Origin of the sequence: Aeromicrobium sp. CFBP 8757, from assembly GCF_014841755.1 — a bacterium.
GTDB lineage: Bacteria > Actinomycetota > Actinomycetes > Propionibacteriales > Nocardioidaceae > Aeromicrobium.
On record NZ_JACYUM010000001.1, the window covers coordinates 1,097,420 to 1,114,384 of the forward strand.

The 16,965-nt window shown below is 70.3% G+C and carries 20 protein-coding genes; 3 read left to right on the forward strand and 17 right to left on the reverse strand.

The features are described 5' to 3' along the window. Positions 1 to 3: 3 nt before the first annotated feature. From IFT73_RS05415 to IFT73_RS05490, 16 genes are all read right to left on the reverse strand, one after another. Positions 4 to 885, reverse strand: a complete 882-nt coding sequence (locus tag IFT73_RS05415) for a diacylglycerol kinase family protein (RefSeq protein WP_192166702.1) — start codon at positions 883 to 885, stop codon at positions 4 to 6. A gap of 2 nt (positions 886 to 887) precedes the next feature. Further along, complete coding sequence (gene tatC, locus IFT73_RS05420; protein ID WP_244632847.1) at positions 888 to 1,745, reverse strand: twin-arginine translocase subunit TatC; 858 nt, start codon at positions 1,743 to 1,745, stop codon at positions 888 to 890. Positions 1,746 to 1,748: 3 nt separating this feature from the next. Beyond that, complete coding sequence (gene tatA, locus IFT73_RS05425) at positions 1,749 to 1,982, reverse strand: Sec-independent protein translocase subunit TatA (RefSeq protein ID WP_082556160.1); 234 nt, start codon at positions 1,980 to 1,982, stop codon at positions 1,749 to 1,751. Further along, positions 1,982 to 2,956: a YafY family protein gene (locus IFT73_RS05430; protein WP_192166703.1), complete on the reverse strand. Its 975-nt coding sequence runs from the start codon at positions 2,954 to 2,956 to the stop codon at positions 1,982 to 1,984. Before IFT73_RS05430 ends, tatA begins: the two co-directional genes overlap by 1 nt. After that, positions 2,953 to 3,924 (reverse strand): YafY family protein, encoded by a 972-nt coding sequence (locus tag IFT73_RS05435; protein ID WP_192166704.1) that lies wholly within the window; start codon positions 3,922 to 3,924, stop codon positions 2,953 to 2,955. The genes IFT73_RS05430 and IFT73_RS05435 overlap by 4 nt, the downstream gene beginning before the upstream one ends. 12 nt (positions 3,925 to 3,936) lie before the next feature. Beyond that, positions 3,937 to 4,857, reverse strand: a complete 921-nt coding sequence (locus tag IFT73_RS05440) for an FKBP-type peptidyl-prolyl cis-trans isomerase (protein ID WP_192166705.1) — start codon at positions 4,855 to 4,857, stop codon at positions 3,937 to 3,939. Between the two features lie 69 nt (positions 4,858 to 4,926). Continuing rightward, on the reverse strand, positions 4,927 to 6,288 hold the full coding sequence (gene pafA, locus IFT73_RS05445; protein ID WP_192166706.1) for a Pup--protein ligase: 1,362 nt from the start codon (positions 6,286 to 6,288) through the stop codon (positions 4,927 to 4,929). 93 nt (positions 6,289 to 6,381) lie between these two features. Continuing rightward, entirely contained in the window at positions 6,382 to 7,077 is a 696-nt protein-coding gene (prcA, locus tag IFT73_RS05450; RefSeq protein WP_192166707.1) for a proteasome subunit alpha, read from the reverse strand. Between the two features lie 13 nt (positions 7,078 to 7,090). Next, the gene (prcB, locus tag IFT73_RS05455) at positions 7,091 to 7,912 is read right to left on the reverse strand and encodes a proteasome subunit beta (protein WP_056610187.1); all 822 of its coding nucleotides are present in this window, start codon (positions 7,910 to 7,912) and stop codon (positions 7,091 to 7,093) included. After that, positions 7,912 to 8,109 carry a ubiquitin-like protein Pup gene (locus IFT73_RS05460; RefSeq protein ID WP_192166708.1) on the reverse strand — a complete coding sequence of 66 codons (198 nt, stop codon included), beginning with the start codon at positions 8,107 to 8,109 and terminating at the stop codon, positions 7,912 to 7,914. The genes prcB and IFT73_RS05460 overlap by 1 nt, the downstream gene beginning before the upstream one ends. A gap of 16 nt (positions 8,110 to 8,125) precedes the next feature. Next, the gene (gene dop / locus IFT73_RS05465) at positions 8,126 to 9,628 is read right to left on the reverse strand and encodes a depupylase/deamidase Dop (protein ID WP_056608477.1); all 1,503 of its coding nucleotides are present in this window, start codon (positions 9,626 to 9,628) and stop codon (positions 8,126 to 8,128) included. Further along, the gene (locus IFT73_RS05470) at positions 9,625 to 10,449 is read right to left on the reverse strand and encodes a hypothetical protein (RefSeq protein ID WP_192166709.1); all 825 of its coding nucleotides are present in this window, start codon (positions 10,447 to 10,449) and stop codon (positions 9,625 to 9,627) included. Before IFT73_RS05470 ends, dop begins: the two co-directional genes overlap by 4 nt. After that, the gene (locus IFT73_RS05475; RefSeq protein WP_192166710.1) at positions 10,446 to 10,922 is read right to left on the reverse strand and encodes a GNAT family N-acetyltransferase; all 477 of its coding nucleotides are present in this window, start codon (positions 10,920 to 10,922) and stop codon (positions 10,446 to 10,448) included. Before IFT73_RS05475 ends, IFT73_RS05470 begins: the two co-directional genes overlap by 4 nt. A 17-nt stretch (positions 10,923 to 10,939) precedes the next feature. Beyond that, positions 10,940 to 12,652, reverse strand: coding sequence for a proteasome ATPase (gene arc, locus IFT73_RS05480; protein WP_192166974.1), 1,713 nt, complete (start codon positions 12,650 to 12,652; stop codon positions 10,940 to 10,942). A gap of 67 nt (positions 12,653 to 12,719) precedes the next feature. Further along, on the reverse strand, positions 12,720 to 13,610 hold the full coding sequence (locus IFT73_RS05485) for a tRNA (adenine-N1)-methyltransferase (protein WP_192166711.1): 891 nt from the start codon (positions 13,608 to 13,610) through the stop codon (positions 12,720 to 12,722). Then, positions 13,607 to 14,542, reverse strand: a complete 936-nt coding sequence (locus IFT73_RS05490; RefSeq protein ID WP_192166712.1) for a site-2 protease family protein — start codon at positions 14,540 to 14,542, stop codon at positions 13,607 to 13,609. Before IFT73_RS05490 ends, IFT73_RS05485 begins: the two co-directional genes overlap by 4 nt. 53 nt (positions 14,543 to 14,595) lie before the next feature. Here IFT73_RS05490 and IFT73_RS05495 point away from each other — a divergent pair, with 53 nt between their 5' ends. Genes IFT73_RS05495 through IFT73_RS05505 form a run of 3 tightly spaced genes read left to right on the forward strand, consistent with a single transcriptional unit; the run spans position 14,596 to position 15,910 of the window. Then, on the forward strand, positions 14,596 to 14,736 hold the full coding sequence (locus IFT73_RS05495; RefSeq protein ID WP_192166713.1) for a hypothetical protein: 141 nt from the start codon (positions 14,596 to 14,598) through the stop codon (positions 14,734 to 14,736). 35 nt (positions 14,737 to 14,771) lie between these two features. After that, positions 14,772 to 15,608: a PD-(D/E)XK nuclease family protein gene (locus IFT73_RS05500; RefSeq protein WP_192166714.1), complete on the forward strand. Its 837-nt coding sequence runs from the start codon at positions 14,772 to 14,774 to the stop codon at positions 15,606 to 15,608. Beyond that, a complete protein-coding gene (locus IFT73_RS05505) occupies positions 15,605 to 15,910 on the forward strand; it encodes a hypothetical protein (protein WP_192166715.1) in 306 nt (101 codons plus the stop codon). Before IFT73_RS05500 ends, IFT73_RS05505 begins: the two co-directional genes overlap by 4 nt. 386 nt (positions 15,911 to 16,296) lie before the next feature. Here the strand turns inward: IFT73_RS05505 and IFT73_RS05510 are convergent, their stop codons facing one another. Next, positions 16,297 to 16,938, reverse strand: a complete 642-nt coding sequence (locus IFT73_RS05510) for an HAD-IA family hydrolase (RefSeq protein WP_192166716.1) — start codon at positions 16,936 to 16,938, stop codon at positions 16,297 to 16,299. Positions 16,939 to 16,965 lie beyond the last annotated feature (27 nt).

The following is a 16,965-nucleotide window of genomic DNA, read 5'->3' on the forward strand; positions in this document are numbered from 1 at the left end:
AGCCTACGTGGGGGCGGGTGGGGCCAGGACGCGCAACGCGCCCGGCCGCACCGTGGCGGTCAGCGGCAGTGCGCCGAGCCGCTCGCCGTCGCCGTAGGCCACGATGCCGGGCGACGAGAGCGTCACCTCGGTGACGAGGTGCCGCTCGAACTCGGGCAGGTCGACGTGCGTGCCGCGGTACAGCTGCGGGAAGACCCGCAGCAGCGTGGCCTTGCTGACGGGGTTGATGACCACGACGTCGAGCAGGCCGTCGTCGATCACGGCGCCCTCGCAGATGCGCAGTCCCCCGCCGAACGACGGCCCGTTGCCGACCGCGACGAGCATCGCCTCGCGCTCGATCGGCGTGCCGTCGAGCGTCAGGGTGAACGGGAGCGGCTCGAAGGAGCGCAGCTCGGCGAGGATCGCCAGGTTGTAGCGCATGTTCCCCCGCGGCCACCGCATCGCGTTGGCCCGCTCGTTGACCTTGGAGTCGAAGCCGGACGCGATGACGGTCGCGACGTGGGAGTCGCCCGTGCGGGCCAGGTCGACGGTGCGGACGTGTCCCGCCAGCAGCACGTCGATCGCGGCGTCGACGTCGTGGGCGGGGATGCCGAGCGAGCGCGCGGTGTCGTTGCCGGTGCCGGCCGGGAGCAGCCCGAACAGCACGTCGCCGTCGGCGACGAGGTCGAGCACGCCGTGCAGCGCGCCGTCGCCGCCGACCACGACGAGGGCGTCCGCACCGGTCGCCGCGGCCTCGGCGGCGAGGCGATGCGACGACGCACCGTCGGCGCCCTCGACCAGGTGCGCCGTGTGGCCGGCGGCGCGCAGGCGCACGGCCGCGCGCTCGGCGATCGACGCGGCGCGGTGGCGCCCCGAGGCCGGGTTCACCACGAGGGCGAGGTGCATCGTCAGTCGCGCAGGTCGGACGGGCCGTCGAGCTCGGACGGTCCGCCGATCGGCGCGGCCTCGTCGTCGTCCACCTCGGTGCCGATGAGCCGGGCGCGCCTGCGGTCCGTCAGCTTCGCGATGAGCTCGGAGACCAGGTAGAGCACGACCATCGGCGCTGCCAGGAACAGCATCGTCAGGGGATCGGTCGTGGGCGTCGCGACCGCCGCGAAGACGAAGATGCCGATGATCGTCCAGGGCCGGGCGTTGGCGAGCTGCTTCGCGCTGACGGCCCCGATGCGGTTGAGCACCACGACGACCAGCGGGATCTCGGCCGCGACGCCGAACACCAGCAGCATCTTGACGATGAAGTCGAAGTACTCGGCGCCCGTGACCAGCGAGCCGAAGCCGTCGGGCACGAAGCCGATCAGCACCTCCATGGCCTTGGGCAGGACGACGTACGCCAGGGCCGCACCGCCGACGAACAGCGGCGCGCCGGTGCCGGCGAGCAGCAGCGCCCAGCGCTTCTCGTTGCGGTGCATCGCGGGCAGGACGAACGCCCACAGCTGCCACAGCCAGAAGGGGCTGGACGCCAGCAGGCCGAACACCAGCGAGATCTTGAGCTGGAACTGGAAGGCGCCGCCGATGCCCGTGATGACCAGCTCGGTGTCGATGCCCTCGGCGGTCAGCAGCGGGCGCATGTCCTCGTACGGCTGCGTGAGGAAGTTCAGGATCGGCTCGTAGAACACGAAGCCGAGGATCGTGCCGATCGCGATCGCCAGAACGGCCCTGGTCAGTCGCGTGCGCAGCTCACGCAGGTGGTCCATGAGCGGCATCGAGCCGCCCGGCGACGGGGTCGGCCTGCCGCGTGTCAGCGCCAAGCGTCAGGCCTGTTCGCGCTTCTCGTCCAGCTCGGCGGCCTCGACGGTCTGCAGCGACGCCGGCTTGACGGGCTTGGCCTCGTCGTCGTCGTCGTTCATGGCCTTGACCTCGGACTTGAAGATGCGCAGGGCCTTGCCCGATCCACGCGCCAGCTCGGGGAGCTTCTTGCCCCCGAACAGCAGGAGGACGACTCCCAGGATGATCAGGATCTCGGTGGGACCGATCTGACGGAACATCATGACTCCTTATGGACGACGACTTCATCGTACGCCTCGAGGGCCAGCCGGGCGTCGTCAACCACCCGCTCGCGCAGGGCGGCGGGCTCGATGACGGTGACCGACCCGGCGTTGCGCAGCACGAGGCGTCGCAGCCACGACCAGTCGGCGCCGTAGAGCTTGGCGCGCCACACGCCGTCCTCGCCCTGCGACACCAGGTCGACCTGGTAGTACTCGGTCAGCCAGTGCGCCCGCGGGTGCAGGTCGACGACCGCGAACGGCGTCTGCTCGCCGACCGTGAAGAATCCCTCGGACAGGTCACGTGGTGTCGCGTCGTGCGGCTCGGCGTCGATCGCGAGCACGTCGGCCGCGACGATGCGGTCGAGCCGGAAGAAGCGCAGGTCCTCGGCCTTGAGGCACCACGCCTCGAGGTACAGCTTGCCCTGCTCGGTGAACAGGCGGCGCGGGTCGACGTCGCGATCGGTCTGCTCGTCACGCGAGACCGTCGCGTACGTCAGGGCGAGCCGCTTGCCGCCCGTCAGCGCCTCGACGACGGCACCGTGGATCGTGGGGTCGACGTCGTCGAGCACGACGTCGACCGACGTCGACGCGGTGTCGCCGACGGCGCTCTCGAGCTTGGCCAGCGCGCTGTCGATGACGGTCAGCTCCAGACCGCTGGCGGACGCGCGCAGCGTCCGCAGCGCGACGATCAGGGCGGCGCCCTCGCGGGTGCTGATGCGCAGCGGCCGGGTCATGAACTCGGCGTCGCGGATGTGCACGACGCCGTCGCGCTCGAGCGCCGTCAGGTCGAAGTCGATGAGCTCGCCGGCGTACTCCCCCGTGCCGGTGTACATCAGCAGCTTGAGGTCGTCGCGGATCGTCTTGGGGGTCACGCCGAACTCGGCGGCCACCTCGTTGACCGGCACCCCGTCGTTGCCCTGCAGGTACGGGACGAGCGCCAGCATGCGCACGACCTGCTGGCGTGACCGGCTCATGCGCCGACCTCGAGGGAGCCCGTGACGGCAGCCGTCAGGCGCTGCACGACGGCCTCGCGGACGTCGGGAGGCGAGACCACCACGACGTCGGGACCGTACGACGCGACCTCGGACGCCAGCTCCCAGTGCGACGAGTACCGGATCTCGACCTCGTCGAGATCGTCCCCCAGCGGGGTGACCTTCTCCGCGAGCCGGCGCAGGGACTGCCCGCGGTCGCGGCGGATGCGCAGCACCGCGGCCTCCTCGGGCTCGGGCGGGAACAGCTCGCGGGCGACGTGCTTCATGTCGGTGCCCTCGGGGATCTCGTAGGAGCCGGGGGCGCCCTCGGTCGTGACCTCGCCGATGACGCGCGACAGGCGGAAGATCCGCGACTCGCCGCGGTCGAGGTCGAATCCGCCGACGTACCAGCGGTCGTGCCACGAGATGATGCCCCAGGGCTGCAGGTGCCTCAGCATCGGCTCGCGCCCGGGACGCGCGTAGGCGAACGCGATCGGGACGCGCCGCGTGACGGCGTCCCACATCGCGTCGAAGGACGGCTCGTCGGTCGACAGGCGGGGCTCGGCCATGCGCAGCACGCTCGTGTCGACGTCGACACCGATCGCCTTGAGCTTGACCAGGGCGGTGGTCGACTCACTCGCCAGGCCCGCGTGCTCCCACACCTGCGTGGCCAGGCCGATCACGGCGGCCTCCTCGCGGGTCAGCTCGAGATCGGGCAGCTCGGCCTCGTCACGACGGATGCGGTAGCCGGGCTCGTCGTTGAAGTACTTGTCGTTCTGCCCCATCTCGACCGTGATGCCGAGCTCGCGCAGCTCCTCCTTGTCGCGCTCGAACTTGCGGTCGAACGCCTGGGGCGTCGACTCGCGGTAGTCGGCGATCGACTCGCGGATCTGGTCCTTCGTCAGGTACTGGCGACTGACCAGCAACGCGAAGATGAGGTTCATCAACCTCTCGGTCTTGCGCTCGGCCATAGGAGGAGGATGTCAGGAAGCGTCGAGCAAGTCGACCGAGAACAGCAGCGTGTCGCCCTTCTTGATCGGGCTGCCCTCCGGCTCGGCGTCCGCGCCCTGGCCGACGTCCGCCGGGCACACGATGATGACGCGGCTGCCGAGCTTCTTGCCCACCAGCTCGTCCTGCCAGCACTTGTAGAGGCTCGTCAGCGGCTGCGTGAAGACCTCCTTGGAGTACGACTCGTCGAACGTCGTGCCACCGGGGTAGATCTGGCCGAAGTACTGGACGCTGATCGTCTGGTCGGCGGTGACCTCGGCGCCGGTCCCCTGGATGACGGTGAACGAGCTCTCGACGGCGTCCTTCTTGGCGTCGGTCGTGCTCTTCTTGACGAACGCGGTCGGGATGTTCTTGTCGTCGACCTCGAGCTTGGGGTAGTTCTTCGGCGTCGAGCGGGCCTCGCCCACGACCGACGTCGGCACCTTCGACACGATGTCGAACAGGAACACCAGGGTGTCGTCCTTCTTGACGTCGAGCTGGGCCTGCGCCTGGCCGAAGCCGTCCTGCGGCGACATCGCGACCAGGACGCGGCTGCCGACGGTGCGGTCCTCGAGGCCCTTGATGAAGCCGGGCAGGATCTTGTCCTGCGTCAGGTTGACGGTGTAGGGGGTGCCGGTCTTGAACGAGCTGTCGAACTGCTTGCCGGTGCGTCCGTTGACCGCGACGTAGTTGACCTTGACCGAGTCGCCGGCCGCGACCGTCTCGCCCGTGCCCTTGGTCAGGACCTTGGACTCGGTCTTGTCGACCGAGAAGTCCTTCGCGACGGTGACGTCGGGGCTGGCGCCCCGGGAGACCTTGACCTCGTCGAGGTTGCCGGACGAGGTGCCGGTGTCGCTGCTGCCACATCCGGACAGGAACAGGACGGCAGCGGCGGAGACGAGCAGGATGCGACGCACGTGTACGACCTTCGGGGTGGAGGGCACAGAACGCCGATCAGCGTATCGACACCGCCCAAGAGGTCGTGCTCACATGCCGTCGATGAGCCGCTGCACGCGCTCGTCCTGGGACCTGAACGGGTCCTTGCACAGCACGGTGCGCTGGGCCTGGTCGTTGAGCTTGAGGTGCACCCAGTCGACCGTGAAGTCGCGGCGGCGCTCCTGCGCCCGCTTGATGAAGTCGCCGCGCAGACGGGCCCGGGTGGTCTGCGGCGGGATCGACTTGGCCGTGAAGACGTCCAGGTCGTTGGTGACCCGGGCGACGGCGCCCTTGTTCTCGAGCAGGTAGAAGATGCCGCGGTCGCGCCGGATGTCGTGGTACGCCAGGTCGAGCTGCGCGATGCGCGGATCGCTCCAGCTCAGGTCGTTCCTGCTGCGGTAGCGGTCGAGCAGCTTGTACTTGATGACCCAGTCGATCTCGCGCTCGACGAGCGACAGGTCGTCGGACTCGACGGCCTTCAGCGTGCGTTCCCACAGGTCGAGCGCCCGCGTGATCGTGGGGGTGTGCAGCCCGTTCTTGTCGACGAACTCGGCGGCCTTGCTGAAGTACTCGGCCTGGATCTCCAGGGCCGACAGCTCGCGGCCGTTGGCCAGCTGCACCGTGCGACGTCCGGTCATGTCGTGCGAGATCTCGCGGATCGCCCGGATGGGGTTGTCGAGCGTCAGGTCGCGCATCGGCACGCCGGCCTCGATCATGCGCAGCACCAGGTCGGTCGTGGCGACCTTGAGCAGCGTCGTGGTCTCGCTCATGTTGGAGTCGCCCACGATGACGTGCAGGCGGCGGAACCGCTCGGCGTCGGCGTGGGGCTCGTCGCGGGTGTTGATGATCGGGCGGGAGCGCGTCGTGGCACTCGAGACGCCCTCCCAGATGTGCTCGGCCCGCTGGCTGACGCTGAAGACCGGGCCGCGTGGCGTCTGCTGGATCTTGCCCGCGCCGCAGATGATCTGGCGGGTCACGAGGAACGGGATCAGGACGTCGGCGAGCTTGCTGAACTCGCCCTGGCGGCTGACGAGGTAGTTCTCGTGGCACCCGTAGGAGTTGCCGGCCGAGTCGGTGTTGTTCTTGAACAGGTAGATGTCGCCCTCGACGCCGTCGTCGGCCAGCCGCTTCTGGGCGTCGATCATGAGGCCCTCGAGGATCCGCTCGCCGGCGCGGTCGTGCGTCACGAGGTCGACGAGGTCGTCGCACTCGGGCGTCGCGTACTCCGGGTGGCTGCCGACGTCGAGGTATAGGCGCGCCCCGTTGCGCAGGAACACGTTGCTGCTGCGGCCCCACGAGACGACGCGGCGGAACAGGTACCGGGCGACCTCGTCGGGCGACAGACGACGCTGACCCTTGAACGAGCAGGTGACGCCGTACTCGTTCTCGATGCCGAAGATCCGTCGGTCCATGCACGTCAGCCTAGTCGCGCGCCGGCAAACCCGCGGTGCGGCGCGCGAACGTCATGAGGTTGTCGCGCGCCGTGGCAGGGACGGGCCCACGCCCTACTGGCTGAGCGCGGCAGCCACGTCGACGTCGCTCATCCGCTTGAACTTGCGGGGCTGCGGACGGGCGCGCGACAGCGTCGCGACCTCGAGGGCCGACGCCTCGACGGTGCGGGCGGGCTCGACGTCCTGGCCCAGGGCCGTGACCGCGACCCTCACGGCGGCCGCCAGGTCGAGACCCGGGGCGTAGTGCTCCCCGAGGTAGGCCTCGACCTGCTCGCTCTGGCCGCCCATCACGCCGAAGCCCCGCACGTCGGAGACCGAGCCGTCGTACATCAGGCGGTACACCTGGTCGTGCGAGGCGTCGTCACCGAGCTCGCCGACGAAGATCTCGACCTCGTACGGCTTCTCGCCACCGGACGAGAAGATCGTGCCGAGCGTCTGCGCGTAGGCGTTGGCCAGGCCGCGCGCCGTGACGTCGCGCCGGTCGTAGGCGTAGCCGCGCATGTCGGCCAGGCGCACGCCCGCGATGCGCAGGTTCTCGAACTCGTTGTACCGGCCGACCGCCGCGAAGCCGATCCGGTCGTAGATCTCGCTGATCTTGTGCAGCGCCCGCGACGGGTTCTCGGCGACGAACAGGATGCCGTCGGCGTAGTGGACGACCGCGACGCTGCGCCCCCGGGTGATGCCCTTGCGGGCGAAGTCGGCCCGGTCCTTCATCAGCTGCTCGGGCGAGACGTAGAACTGCTGGCTCATGCGTGACTCTCTCTCAGCTCAGGGGGGCCGACGGGCCGTCGGGGCGCTCGAGGCGTCCGCCGATGACGTCGTCGGCGATCGCGCCGACCTCGTCGTCGGCGAGCCGGCGGTAGCCGTCGGCCGTCACGACCGACACGACCGGGAAGATGCGGCGGGTCAGGTCGGGCCCGCCGGTCGCCGAGTCGTCGTCGGCGGCGTCGTACAGCGCCTGGATCGCCGCGGTGACGCAGTCGCCCTCGGTGAGGCCCCGGCTGTAGAGCTTCTTGAGCGAGCCGCGCGCGAAGACCGATCCCGAGCCGACGGTGTGGAAGCCGCTGTGCTCCTCGTAGCGGCCGCCCGTGACGTCGTACGAGAAGATGCGTCCCTGCTGCGTCTCGAGGTCGAAGCTCGCGAACAGCGGGACGACCGCGAGGCCCTGCATCGCGAGGCCGAGGTTGCCGCGGATCAGCGCCGCGAGGCGGTTGGCCTTGCCGTCGGCCGACAGGACCGTGCCCTCGATCTTCTCGTAGTGCTCGAGCTCGACCTGGAACAGGCGCACCATCTCGATCGCGAGGCCCGCGCTGCCGGCGATGCCGATGCACGAATACTCGTCGGCCGGGAAGACCTTCTCGATGTCGCGCTGGGCGATGACGTTGCCCATCGTCGCGCGGCGGTCGCCGGCCATGATGACTCCGCCGTCGAACGTCGCCGAGACGATCGTCGTCGCGTGCGGGGCCAGGTCGCCGTGCGCTCCCCCGGCGCGCGAGGCGGCACCGGGCATCAGCTCGGGCGCCGCCGTGGCGAGGTAGTCGGCGAAGGACGACGATCCGGTCAGGCGGGTGCCCTCCGGGAGCATCACTGTCCGCCCTTCTGCACGAAGCTGCGGACGAACTCCTCGGCGTTCTCCTCGAGGACGTCGTCGATCTCGTCGAGGATCGAGTCGACGTCGTCGTCGAGCTTGGCCTTGGCCTCGACGTCGACCTCGGTCGTGTCGGCCTGTGCCTCGTCGGCCTCGGCGGGCTTGCGGGTGCTCTTGTGCTGCTGCTCGGACATGACCCAACCCTAGCCCTTAGCGGCCAGTGATCGCGGTGAACAGCTGCTCGGCGGTCGTGCTGGTCTCGAACAGGGCGCCGACGTGCTCGGCGGTGCCGCGCAAGGGCTCCATCGTGGGGATGCGCTGCAGCGAGTCGCGCCCGGGCAGGTCGAAGATCACCGAGTCCCACGAGGCCGCGGCGATGTCGGGGCTGAACCGGGCCAGGCACATGCCGCGGAAGTAGGCACGGGTGTCGCGCGGCGGGTCGGTCACGGCGGCCGCGACCTGCTCGTCGGTGAACAGCCGGTCCATCCGCCCCGTGCGGACGAGCTGGTGGTAGAGCCCCTTGTGCAGGCGGACGTCGTGGTACTGCAGGTCGACGAGGTGCAGCTTGGCGTGGTCCCAGCCGAGCGAGTCGCGTTCGCGGTACCGCTCCAGCAGCGCGAGCTTGGCGACCCAGTCGAGCTCGCGGACGCACTCCATCGGGTCGCGCGCCAGGCGCTCGAGCACGCTCTCCCACCGGGCGATGACGTCGTCGGTCTGCTCGTCGGACCCGTGCTGCGCGACGAAGGCCTTCGCGAGCCCGAGGTACTCCCCCTGCACCTCGAGCGCCGTCAGGCGCCGCCCGTCGGCCAGCTCGACGCGGTGCGTCAACGAGGGGTCGTGAGAGATGTCGTGGACGGCCCGCACCGGGGCGACCAGCGCGAGGCTGCGGGTCAGGAAGCCGGCCTCGATCATCGCCAGCACCAGCGACGTCGTGCCGTGCTTGAGGTAGATCGCGGTCTCGGAGCAGTTCGCGTCGCCGATGATCACGTGCAGGCGCCGGTACTTCTTGGGGTCGGCGTGCGGCTCGTCGCGGGTGTTGATGATCGGACGCTTGAGAGTCGTCTCGAGCCCCACCCCGACCTCGAAGTAGTCGGCCCGCTGGCTGATCTGGAAGGCGTGGACGCTACCGTCCTGCTGCTGGCCGACCCGGCCGGCGCCCGTGAACACCTGGCGGGTCGCGAAGAACGGCGTCAGGTGCTCGACGATCTGGTCGAACGGCACGTCGCGCCGCATGAGGTAGTTCTCGTGGGCGCCGTACGACGCACCCTTGTTGTCGACGTTGTTCTTGTAGAGCACGATCGGCTGCGTGCCGGGGATCTGCGCCGCGAGCTCGGCGCCGAGGCGCATGACGTTCTCGCCGGCCTTCTCCCACAGCACGACGTCGAGCGGGTTCGTGACCTCGGGGCTGGAGTACTCGGGGTGCGCGTGATCGACGTAGAGGCGCGCGCCGTTGGTGAGGATGATGTTGGCCAGGCCCATGTCCTCGTCGGTCAGCTGGCTCGGGTCGGCCACCTCGCGGCTGAGGTCGAAGCCCCTCGCGTCGCGCAGGGGGCTCTCCTCCTCGAAGTCCCACCGGGCGCGCCGGGTCAGCCCGTGGGCGGCGGCGTAGGAGTTCACGACGTGGGTCGAGGCCACCATCGGATTGGCGTTGGGCTGTCCCTGCACGGCGATGCCGTACTCGACCTCGCTGCCCTGCACGCGGCGGACTGTCATGCGTCCGACCCTACGGCCCTGGTCCCGACGTGCCACAGCTCGTCGGTCTGCAGCACCCAGAACACCGCGAACAGGCCGATCACGGTGGCCTCCGCGAGCAGCAGCCACAGCGCGACGCCGAACCACTGCGAGGCCACCAGCGCGCCGCCGAGGACGATCATCAGCACCAGGATCACGAGGTAGCGCCGGGCCGGGGCGCGACGCCGGTGGCAGTCACGGGCGTTGAGCCCGACCACGCCGACGATGCAGGCGAACAGGCCGATCGCGGCGACGGCGTGCGCGTGGGCCACGAAACCGTCGCGACGGGCGACGAACCACGCGATGCCGACGACCAGCAGCACCGTCGAGACCGCGATGCCGGCGAGGTTGCGCCGGGTCATGAAATCGGCCCGGCGCAGGTCGCCCTGCCGCAGCGCGACGGCGACCGTCACGGCCAGGCCGACGGCTCCCGCCACCAGGGCGGCGCCGACGTTGTTGGCGACCTGCTCGGGCACGAGCTGCATCGGGATCGGTGACGCCGTGCAGGTCGCCGGGTCGGGCGTCGGCACGAGACCCACGACGACCGCCAGGCACCCGCCGACGTTGAGCACGACGTCCTCGGCGTCGCTGGAGCCCTTGATCACGATCATGCAGACGCCGAGCGCGACGAGGCTCGCCACGAAGACGCCCTGCGCCGGGGTGTGGACGTAGGCGCTGACCGACGCCTCGAAGCAGCCCGTGCCGGACGCGAGCCGCTCCCCCACCACCGACGCCAGGAGCATCACGACGAGCACGACCATCGCGAGCCGCAGGTAGCGGTACGTCCTGACCGCGGAGCTCACGGCAGGAGCGACTTGCCCAGGTGGACGCTGTCCTCGTACCCCGCGTAGAACCCGAACGCGGGGACGGGCCCGTAGCCCGACGACGTGTAGAGCGCGATGGCCTCGGGCTGCGCCGTGCCGGTCTCGAGCACCAGCCGGGTGATGCCGGCGGACCGGGCCGTCCGCTCGAGCTCGGCCAGCACCGCACGGGCCAGGCCGCGGCGGGCGAACGCCGGACGGACGTACATCCGCTTGATCTCGCCGTCGGTCACGCCCTCGGGGCCGCCGCGCCGCCATCCGCCCATCGCGGCCGGCTCGTCGCCGACGTACGCCATCACGAAGTGGCCGTCGGGCGCGTCGAACTGGTGGACGTCGATCGGTGAGACGTCGCCGTCACCGCCGTACCGGCGTCCGTACTCGGCCTGCACCTCGGCCGTCAGCAGCTGGGCGTCGTCCGATCCGTACGAGACGACACGCAGGTCGACGGTGTGCATCTACAGGGCCGCGCTCGTCACAGGTACTGCCCCGTGTTGGCGACGGTGTCGATCGAGCGGCCCGGCTCGTTGCCGCTCTTGCCCGAGATGAGGGTGCGGATGAACACGATGCGCTCACCCTTCTTGCCCGAGATCCGCGCCCAGTCGTCGGGGTTGGTCGTGTTCGGGAGGTCCTCGTTCTCCTTGAACTCGTCGAGGCACGCCTGCAGCATGTGCTGGATGCGCAGACCGCGCTGCTGGTGCTCGAGGAGGTCCTTGATCGCCATCTTCTTGGCCCGGTCGACGATGTTCTGGATCATGGCGCCGGAGTTGAAGTCCTTGAAGTACAGGACCTCCTTGTCGCCGTTGGCGTACGTGACCTCGAGGAACTGGTTGTCCTCGGACTCGGTGTACATCCGCTCGACGGTGCGCTGGATCATGCCGCTGACGCACGCCTGACGGTCGCCGTCCCACTCCCCCAGGTCGTCGGGGTGCAGCGGCAGGTTGGCAGTCAGGTACTTGCTGAAGATGTCGCGCGCCGACTCGGCGTCGGGGCGCTCGATCTTGATCTTGACGTCGAGACGGCCGGGCCGCAGGATCGCGGGATCGATCATGTCCTCACGGTTCGAGGCACCGATGACCAGGACGTTCTCGAGGCCCTCGACGCCGTCGATCTCGCTCAGCAGCTGCGGGACGATGGTGTTCTCGACGTCGGACGACACGCCCGATCCGCGGGTGCGGAACAGCGAGTCCATCTCGTCGAAGAACACGATGACGGGGGTGCCCTCGCTGGCCTTCTCACGGGCTCGCTGGAACACCAGGCGGATGTGCCGCTCGGTCTCGCCGACGTACTTGTTGAGCAGCTCGGGGCCCTTGATGTTGAGGAAGAACGAGCGTCCCTCCTCGCCCGTGCGCTCGGAGACCTTCTTGGCCAGCGACGCCGCGACGGCCTTGGCGATCATGGTCTTGCCGCAGCCGGGAGGGCCGTACAGCAGCACGCCCTTGGGCGGCTTGAGCTCGTGCTCGATGAAGATCTCGGGGTGCAGGTAGGGCAGCTCGACGGCGTCGCGGATCGACTCGATCTGCTGGCGCAGGCCACCGATCGACTCGTAGTCGATGTCGGGGACCTCCTCGAGGACGAGCTCCTCGACCTCGGACTTCGGGACGCGCTCGTAGACGTAGCCGGACCGGCCGTCGAGCAGCAGGGAGTCGCCGGGGCGGATCTTGAGCCCGATCAGGGGCTCGGCCAGCCGGACGACGCGCTCCTCGTCGGCGTTGCCCATCACGAGGGCGCGCTCGCCGTCGGCCAGGATCTCCTTGAGCGAGACGACCTCGCCGGTCTGCTCGAACTCGAGCGCCAGGACGACGTTCATCGCCTCGTTGAGGATGACCTCCTGGCCACGACGCAGGGTGTCCTTGTCGACCGCGGGGCTGACGTTGACGCGCAGCTTGCGTCCGCCCGTGAAGACGTCGACGGTGTCGTCGTCGTTGCGCTGCAGGAACGTGCCGAAGCCCGTCGGCGGCTGCGCCAGACGGTCGACCTCCTCCTTGAGCGTCACGATCTGGTCGCGCGCCTCGCGCAGCGTCGAGGTGAGCCGCTCGTTCTGGCTGCTCGTGGCCGAGAGCTTGGCCTCGAGCTCGTCGAGGCGTGCATCGCTCGACCGCTCGGTGCCGAGCCGGCGCCGCAGGTGCTCCACCTCCGCGCGCAAGTAGGCGATCTCCTGGTCCGATCCGCTGGTCTGACCACTCATGCCCGTGGGCTCGTTGCCGCTCATCAGCCACCTCCTGCTCGTAGCCACGACCCTACCCGACCGATCGTCAGGAGGCCTCGTGCCCGAACGGACGTGGACCCGTGTAGTCGGGACCGTACGCACCGGGGGCCGGACGGCGCGACGTGCCCATCGAGTGGTGGCCGGGCGCCATGCGACGCGCCGTGACGAGGAACGCCGTGTGCCCGTTCATCGAGTGCTGGGGGCGCACCGCCAGCCCCTCGAGGTGCCACTCGCGCTCGAGGGTCTCCCACGCGCGCGGCTCCGTGAACCCGCCGTGCTCGCGGACCGTCTCGACGAAGCGCGACAGCTGGGTCGTGGTCGCGACGTACGCGCACACGATGCCGCCGGGGGTCAGCCGCTCGGCGGCCAGCGGGATGCAGCTCCACGGATCGACCATGTCGAGGATCAGGCGGTCGATCTCGGTCTCGGTGACACACGAGCGGACGTCGCCGACCGTGAGCGTCCAGCCCGGCAGGTCGGTTCCGGACACCTCGTGGACGTTGCGCAGGACGTTGTCGGCGAACTCCTCGCGCACCTCGTACGAGCCGAGCGTGCCGGTCGGGCCGATCGCACGCAGCAGGTACGACGTCAGCGCGCCCGACCCGGCGCCGGCCTCGACGACCCGGGCCCCGGGGTAGATGTCGGCCTGCACGATGATCTGCGCGGCGTCCTTGGGGTAGATGATCGCGGCGCCGCGCGGCATCGAGACGACGTACTCGAACAGCAGGGGCCGGAACACCTGGTACGGGTGGTCCATCGACGAGTGGATGACGATCCCCTCGGGCTGGCCCAGCATGTCGTCGTGACGCAGCTGGCCCTTCTTGGTCGAGAACTCCTTGCCGGGCACGAGCTGCACGTTGTGGCGGCGCCCCTTGGGATCGGTCAGGCGGACCCACTCGCCCTCGACGAGGGGTCCACTGCGGGTGTAGGAGGTCATCGGCGGCTCGCTCGGTAGGTCTCGTCGACGGCGCGGGACGTGAGCACGCCGAACGTGAAGCCGTCGGGCTCCACGAGGGCGTACGCCTCCGCCGGGTGCGCCGCCATGGCCCGGAGGAGGTCGGCGCCACGCAGGTCGGCTGACAGGGTCGGCGCTCCCGGTGGCGGGACGGCGCCGGCGAACCCGATGTCACGGGCCACCAGCAGGTCGATGCGGGCCGCGCGCCCCGCGGTGCGCAGGGCCTCGGTCGCGCCCTCCCAGAGGAACCACGCGACGAGCAGGGCGATCAGCAGGTTGATGACGGTGTCGCGGGAGTCGCCGCGGAACAGCAGGGAGACCGCCACGACGACGACCGCCGTGCCGCGCCCGATCCACGCCGCGATGCGCACGCCGGTCTCCTCGCGGCCCGTGACCTGCCAGACGATCGCGCGGAACACGCGACCACCGTCGAGGGGCAGGCCGGGGAGCATGTTGAAGCCGGCCACGAGCAGGTTGACCCACGCGATCGACCACACGACGTCGGACGTCGTGCCGAAGCCCATCGCGTCGACCGCCGCGAAGGCGCCGAGGGCGATCGCGAGCGACGCCAGCGGGCCGACGATCGAGGTCACGAGCTCCTGGACGGGGGTGCGGCTCTCGCCCTCGATGACGGTCTCGCCGCCCAGCAGGTGCAGGGTCACCGAGTCGACGCGCATCCGGTACGCCCGGGCGGCGAGCACGTGGGCGATCTCGTGCACCAGCACCGAGACGTACAGCGACACGACGAACACGGTCGCCAGCAGGTAGGGGCTGGCGTCGGAGCGGTCCTCCCACCGGGGGGCGAACAGCAGCACCAGCGCGACGCCCATCAGCAGCAGCGACGGCTTGATCAGGACGTCGACCCCGACGACCCGACCGATCCGCCACGTGCCGGGGCGCTGGGAGCTGCTCACCGCGCCAACCTATCGGGTCGCCCCGGACGCGGATGCGGGGCAGACTGACCGGCATGAGCGAGATGCCGTCCGAGGACCCCCGGGTCGCCAAGGACCCCGACGACGACCCCCGGCACAAGACGACCGATCCGAACCTCGACAGCGCGCCGGACGACCCGGACGCGCCGGCGCCGTTCACCGGTCCGTACGCCTGACGGAGGCTGTCGGCCGCCGCAACTAGAGTCGTCGCATGACCGACTCGACCGAAGCCCCGACGTACCGCCGGTCGCTGTCCCCCAGTCGCGCGGGCGACTTCCAGAACTGTCCGCTGCTCTACCGGTTCCGGACGATCGACCGCCTGCCCGAGCCCGCGAGCCCCGCCATGGTGCGGGGCACCCTCGTCCACGCCGTGCTCGAGGACCTGTTCGCCGAGCCGGCGCCCGTCCGCACCCTCGAGCGGGCCGTCGACCTGCTGCCGAGCGAGTGGGAGCAGCTGCGACAGTCCGATCCCCGCACGGCCGAGCTGTTCACGGCCGAGCAGGCCGCCGAGGAGACCGCGTGGCTCGCCTCGGCGATCGACCTGCTGACGACCTACTTCACGATGGAGGACCCGCGCTACCTCGAGCCCGCCGCCCGCGAGGAGCGCGTCTCGTACGAGCCCGAACCCGGGTTGTCGTTCGGCGGCATCGTCGACCGCATCGACGTGGCTCCCGACGGACGCATCCGGGTGGTGGACTACAAGTCGGGGGCGTCCCCGAACCCGGCGTTCGAGGGCAAGGCCATCTTCCAGATGCGCTTCTACGCGCTCGTCATCTGGCGCACCCGCGGGGTCGTCCCGTCGCTGCTGCAGCTCATGTACTTCGGCGACGGCCAGTTCCTGCGGTACGAGCCCACCGAGTCCGACCTCGTGCACACCGAGGCCAAGCTGCTGGCGCTGTGGTCGGCGATCGAGCGGGCGATCGAGCTGCGTGACTTCCCGCCCCGCAAGAGCGGCCTGTGCCGGTTCTGCGCGCACCAGGCCCTGTGCCCCGCCTGGGGCGGCACCCCGCCCGAGCTGCCCTTGCTGCAGATCGCCTCGCCGTCATGACCACCGCGATCCCCGACCTGCTGGCCGCCGTCCCCGCGCTCGACGACCCGCAGCAGCCGTTCGTCCTCGAGGACACCCTGAAGCTCGGTGGCGAGAAGCAGGTCTTCCGGGGCAGGAGCACGAGCAAGCAGTTCAACGTCTCGTTCGGCGGCATCACGAAGAAGGACGACACGCCCCTCACCGTCGGGCCGCTCGTCTACGGCTTCGAGACCAGTCGCATCGAGGAACCGCTGTCCACGTTCCTGGAGCAGCACGGCCGGGAGCGCAGGAAGGGTTTCCTCGGAGGCCTCTTCAGCCGCTGACGGCGAACCAACCGACCAGGCTTGCGTGGGTCCCCCTCGCTCCGCTCACGGGCCCCCTACTCGCAGAGCTCGTGGGGGGACCCCCAGGCCGCAGGCGGCCTCCCTGGGGGCCGAGTGCCTTCGTTCGCCAGGGAGGAACCCGAGGCGAACCAACCGACCAGGCTTGCGTGGGTCCCCCTCGCTCCGCTCACGGTCGGCCGCAGGCGGCCTCCCTGGGGGACGAGGAGTCCCGTTCGCCAGGGAGCGCAGCGACCGTGAGGGCGGAGCCCGAGGCGAACCAACCGATCGGACTTGCGTCAGTCCCCCTCGCTCCGCTCACGGGCCCCCTACTCGCAGAGCTCGTGGGGGGACCCCCAGGCCGCAGGCGGCCTCCGCGGGGGACGGAGTCAGGTGAACAGGCCCGCCAGGTCGGCGGGGCGGAGGCCGGCGAGGGTCGGGACGAGCACGCGCCGCTCCTGCTCCGGCACCTCGACGAAGTGCGGGACGACCAGCACGTGGCAACCCGCGGCGTTGGCCGAGGCCGCGCCGGTGCGGGAGTCCTCGATGGCCAGGCACTGCGACGCGTCGACGCCGAGCCGCTCGGCGGCGAGCAGGTAGGGATCGGGGTGCGGCTTGGGTCGCGACACGGCGTCGCCGGTCACGACGGCCCCGAACGGCAGGACCGCGGCGATGGGCTCGGCGATCGCGGTGTACGACATCGTGACGAGCGCCTGGGGCACCCCGACGTCGTCGAGGGCAGCGATCAGCTCGCGGGCCCCGGGCCGCCACTCGACGTGCTCGCGCAACGACCCCGCCAGCGAGGCGACGAGGTGGTCGACGATCTGCTCGGCGGTCATCGCGATGTCGAGGCGCTCGCGGATGTACTGGCCCGACGCGATCAGGGAGTTGCCGACGAGCTGCAGGGCGTCCTCGTCGGTCCAGACCTTGCCGTGCGCGGCGGCGAGCCGGTGCTCGGCGGCCATCCACAGGGGTTCGGTGTCGACGATCGTCCCGTCGAGGTCCCAGAGCACGGCGGCGTACGACGTCACGCCCAGAACCGTAGTCGACCGTAACGC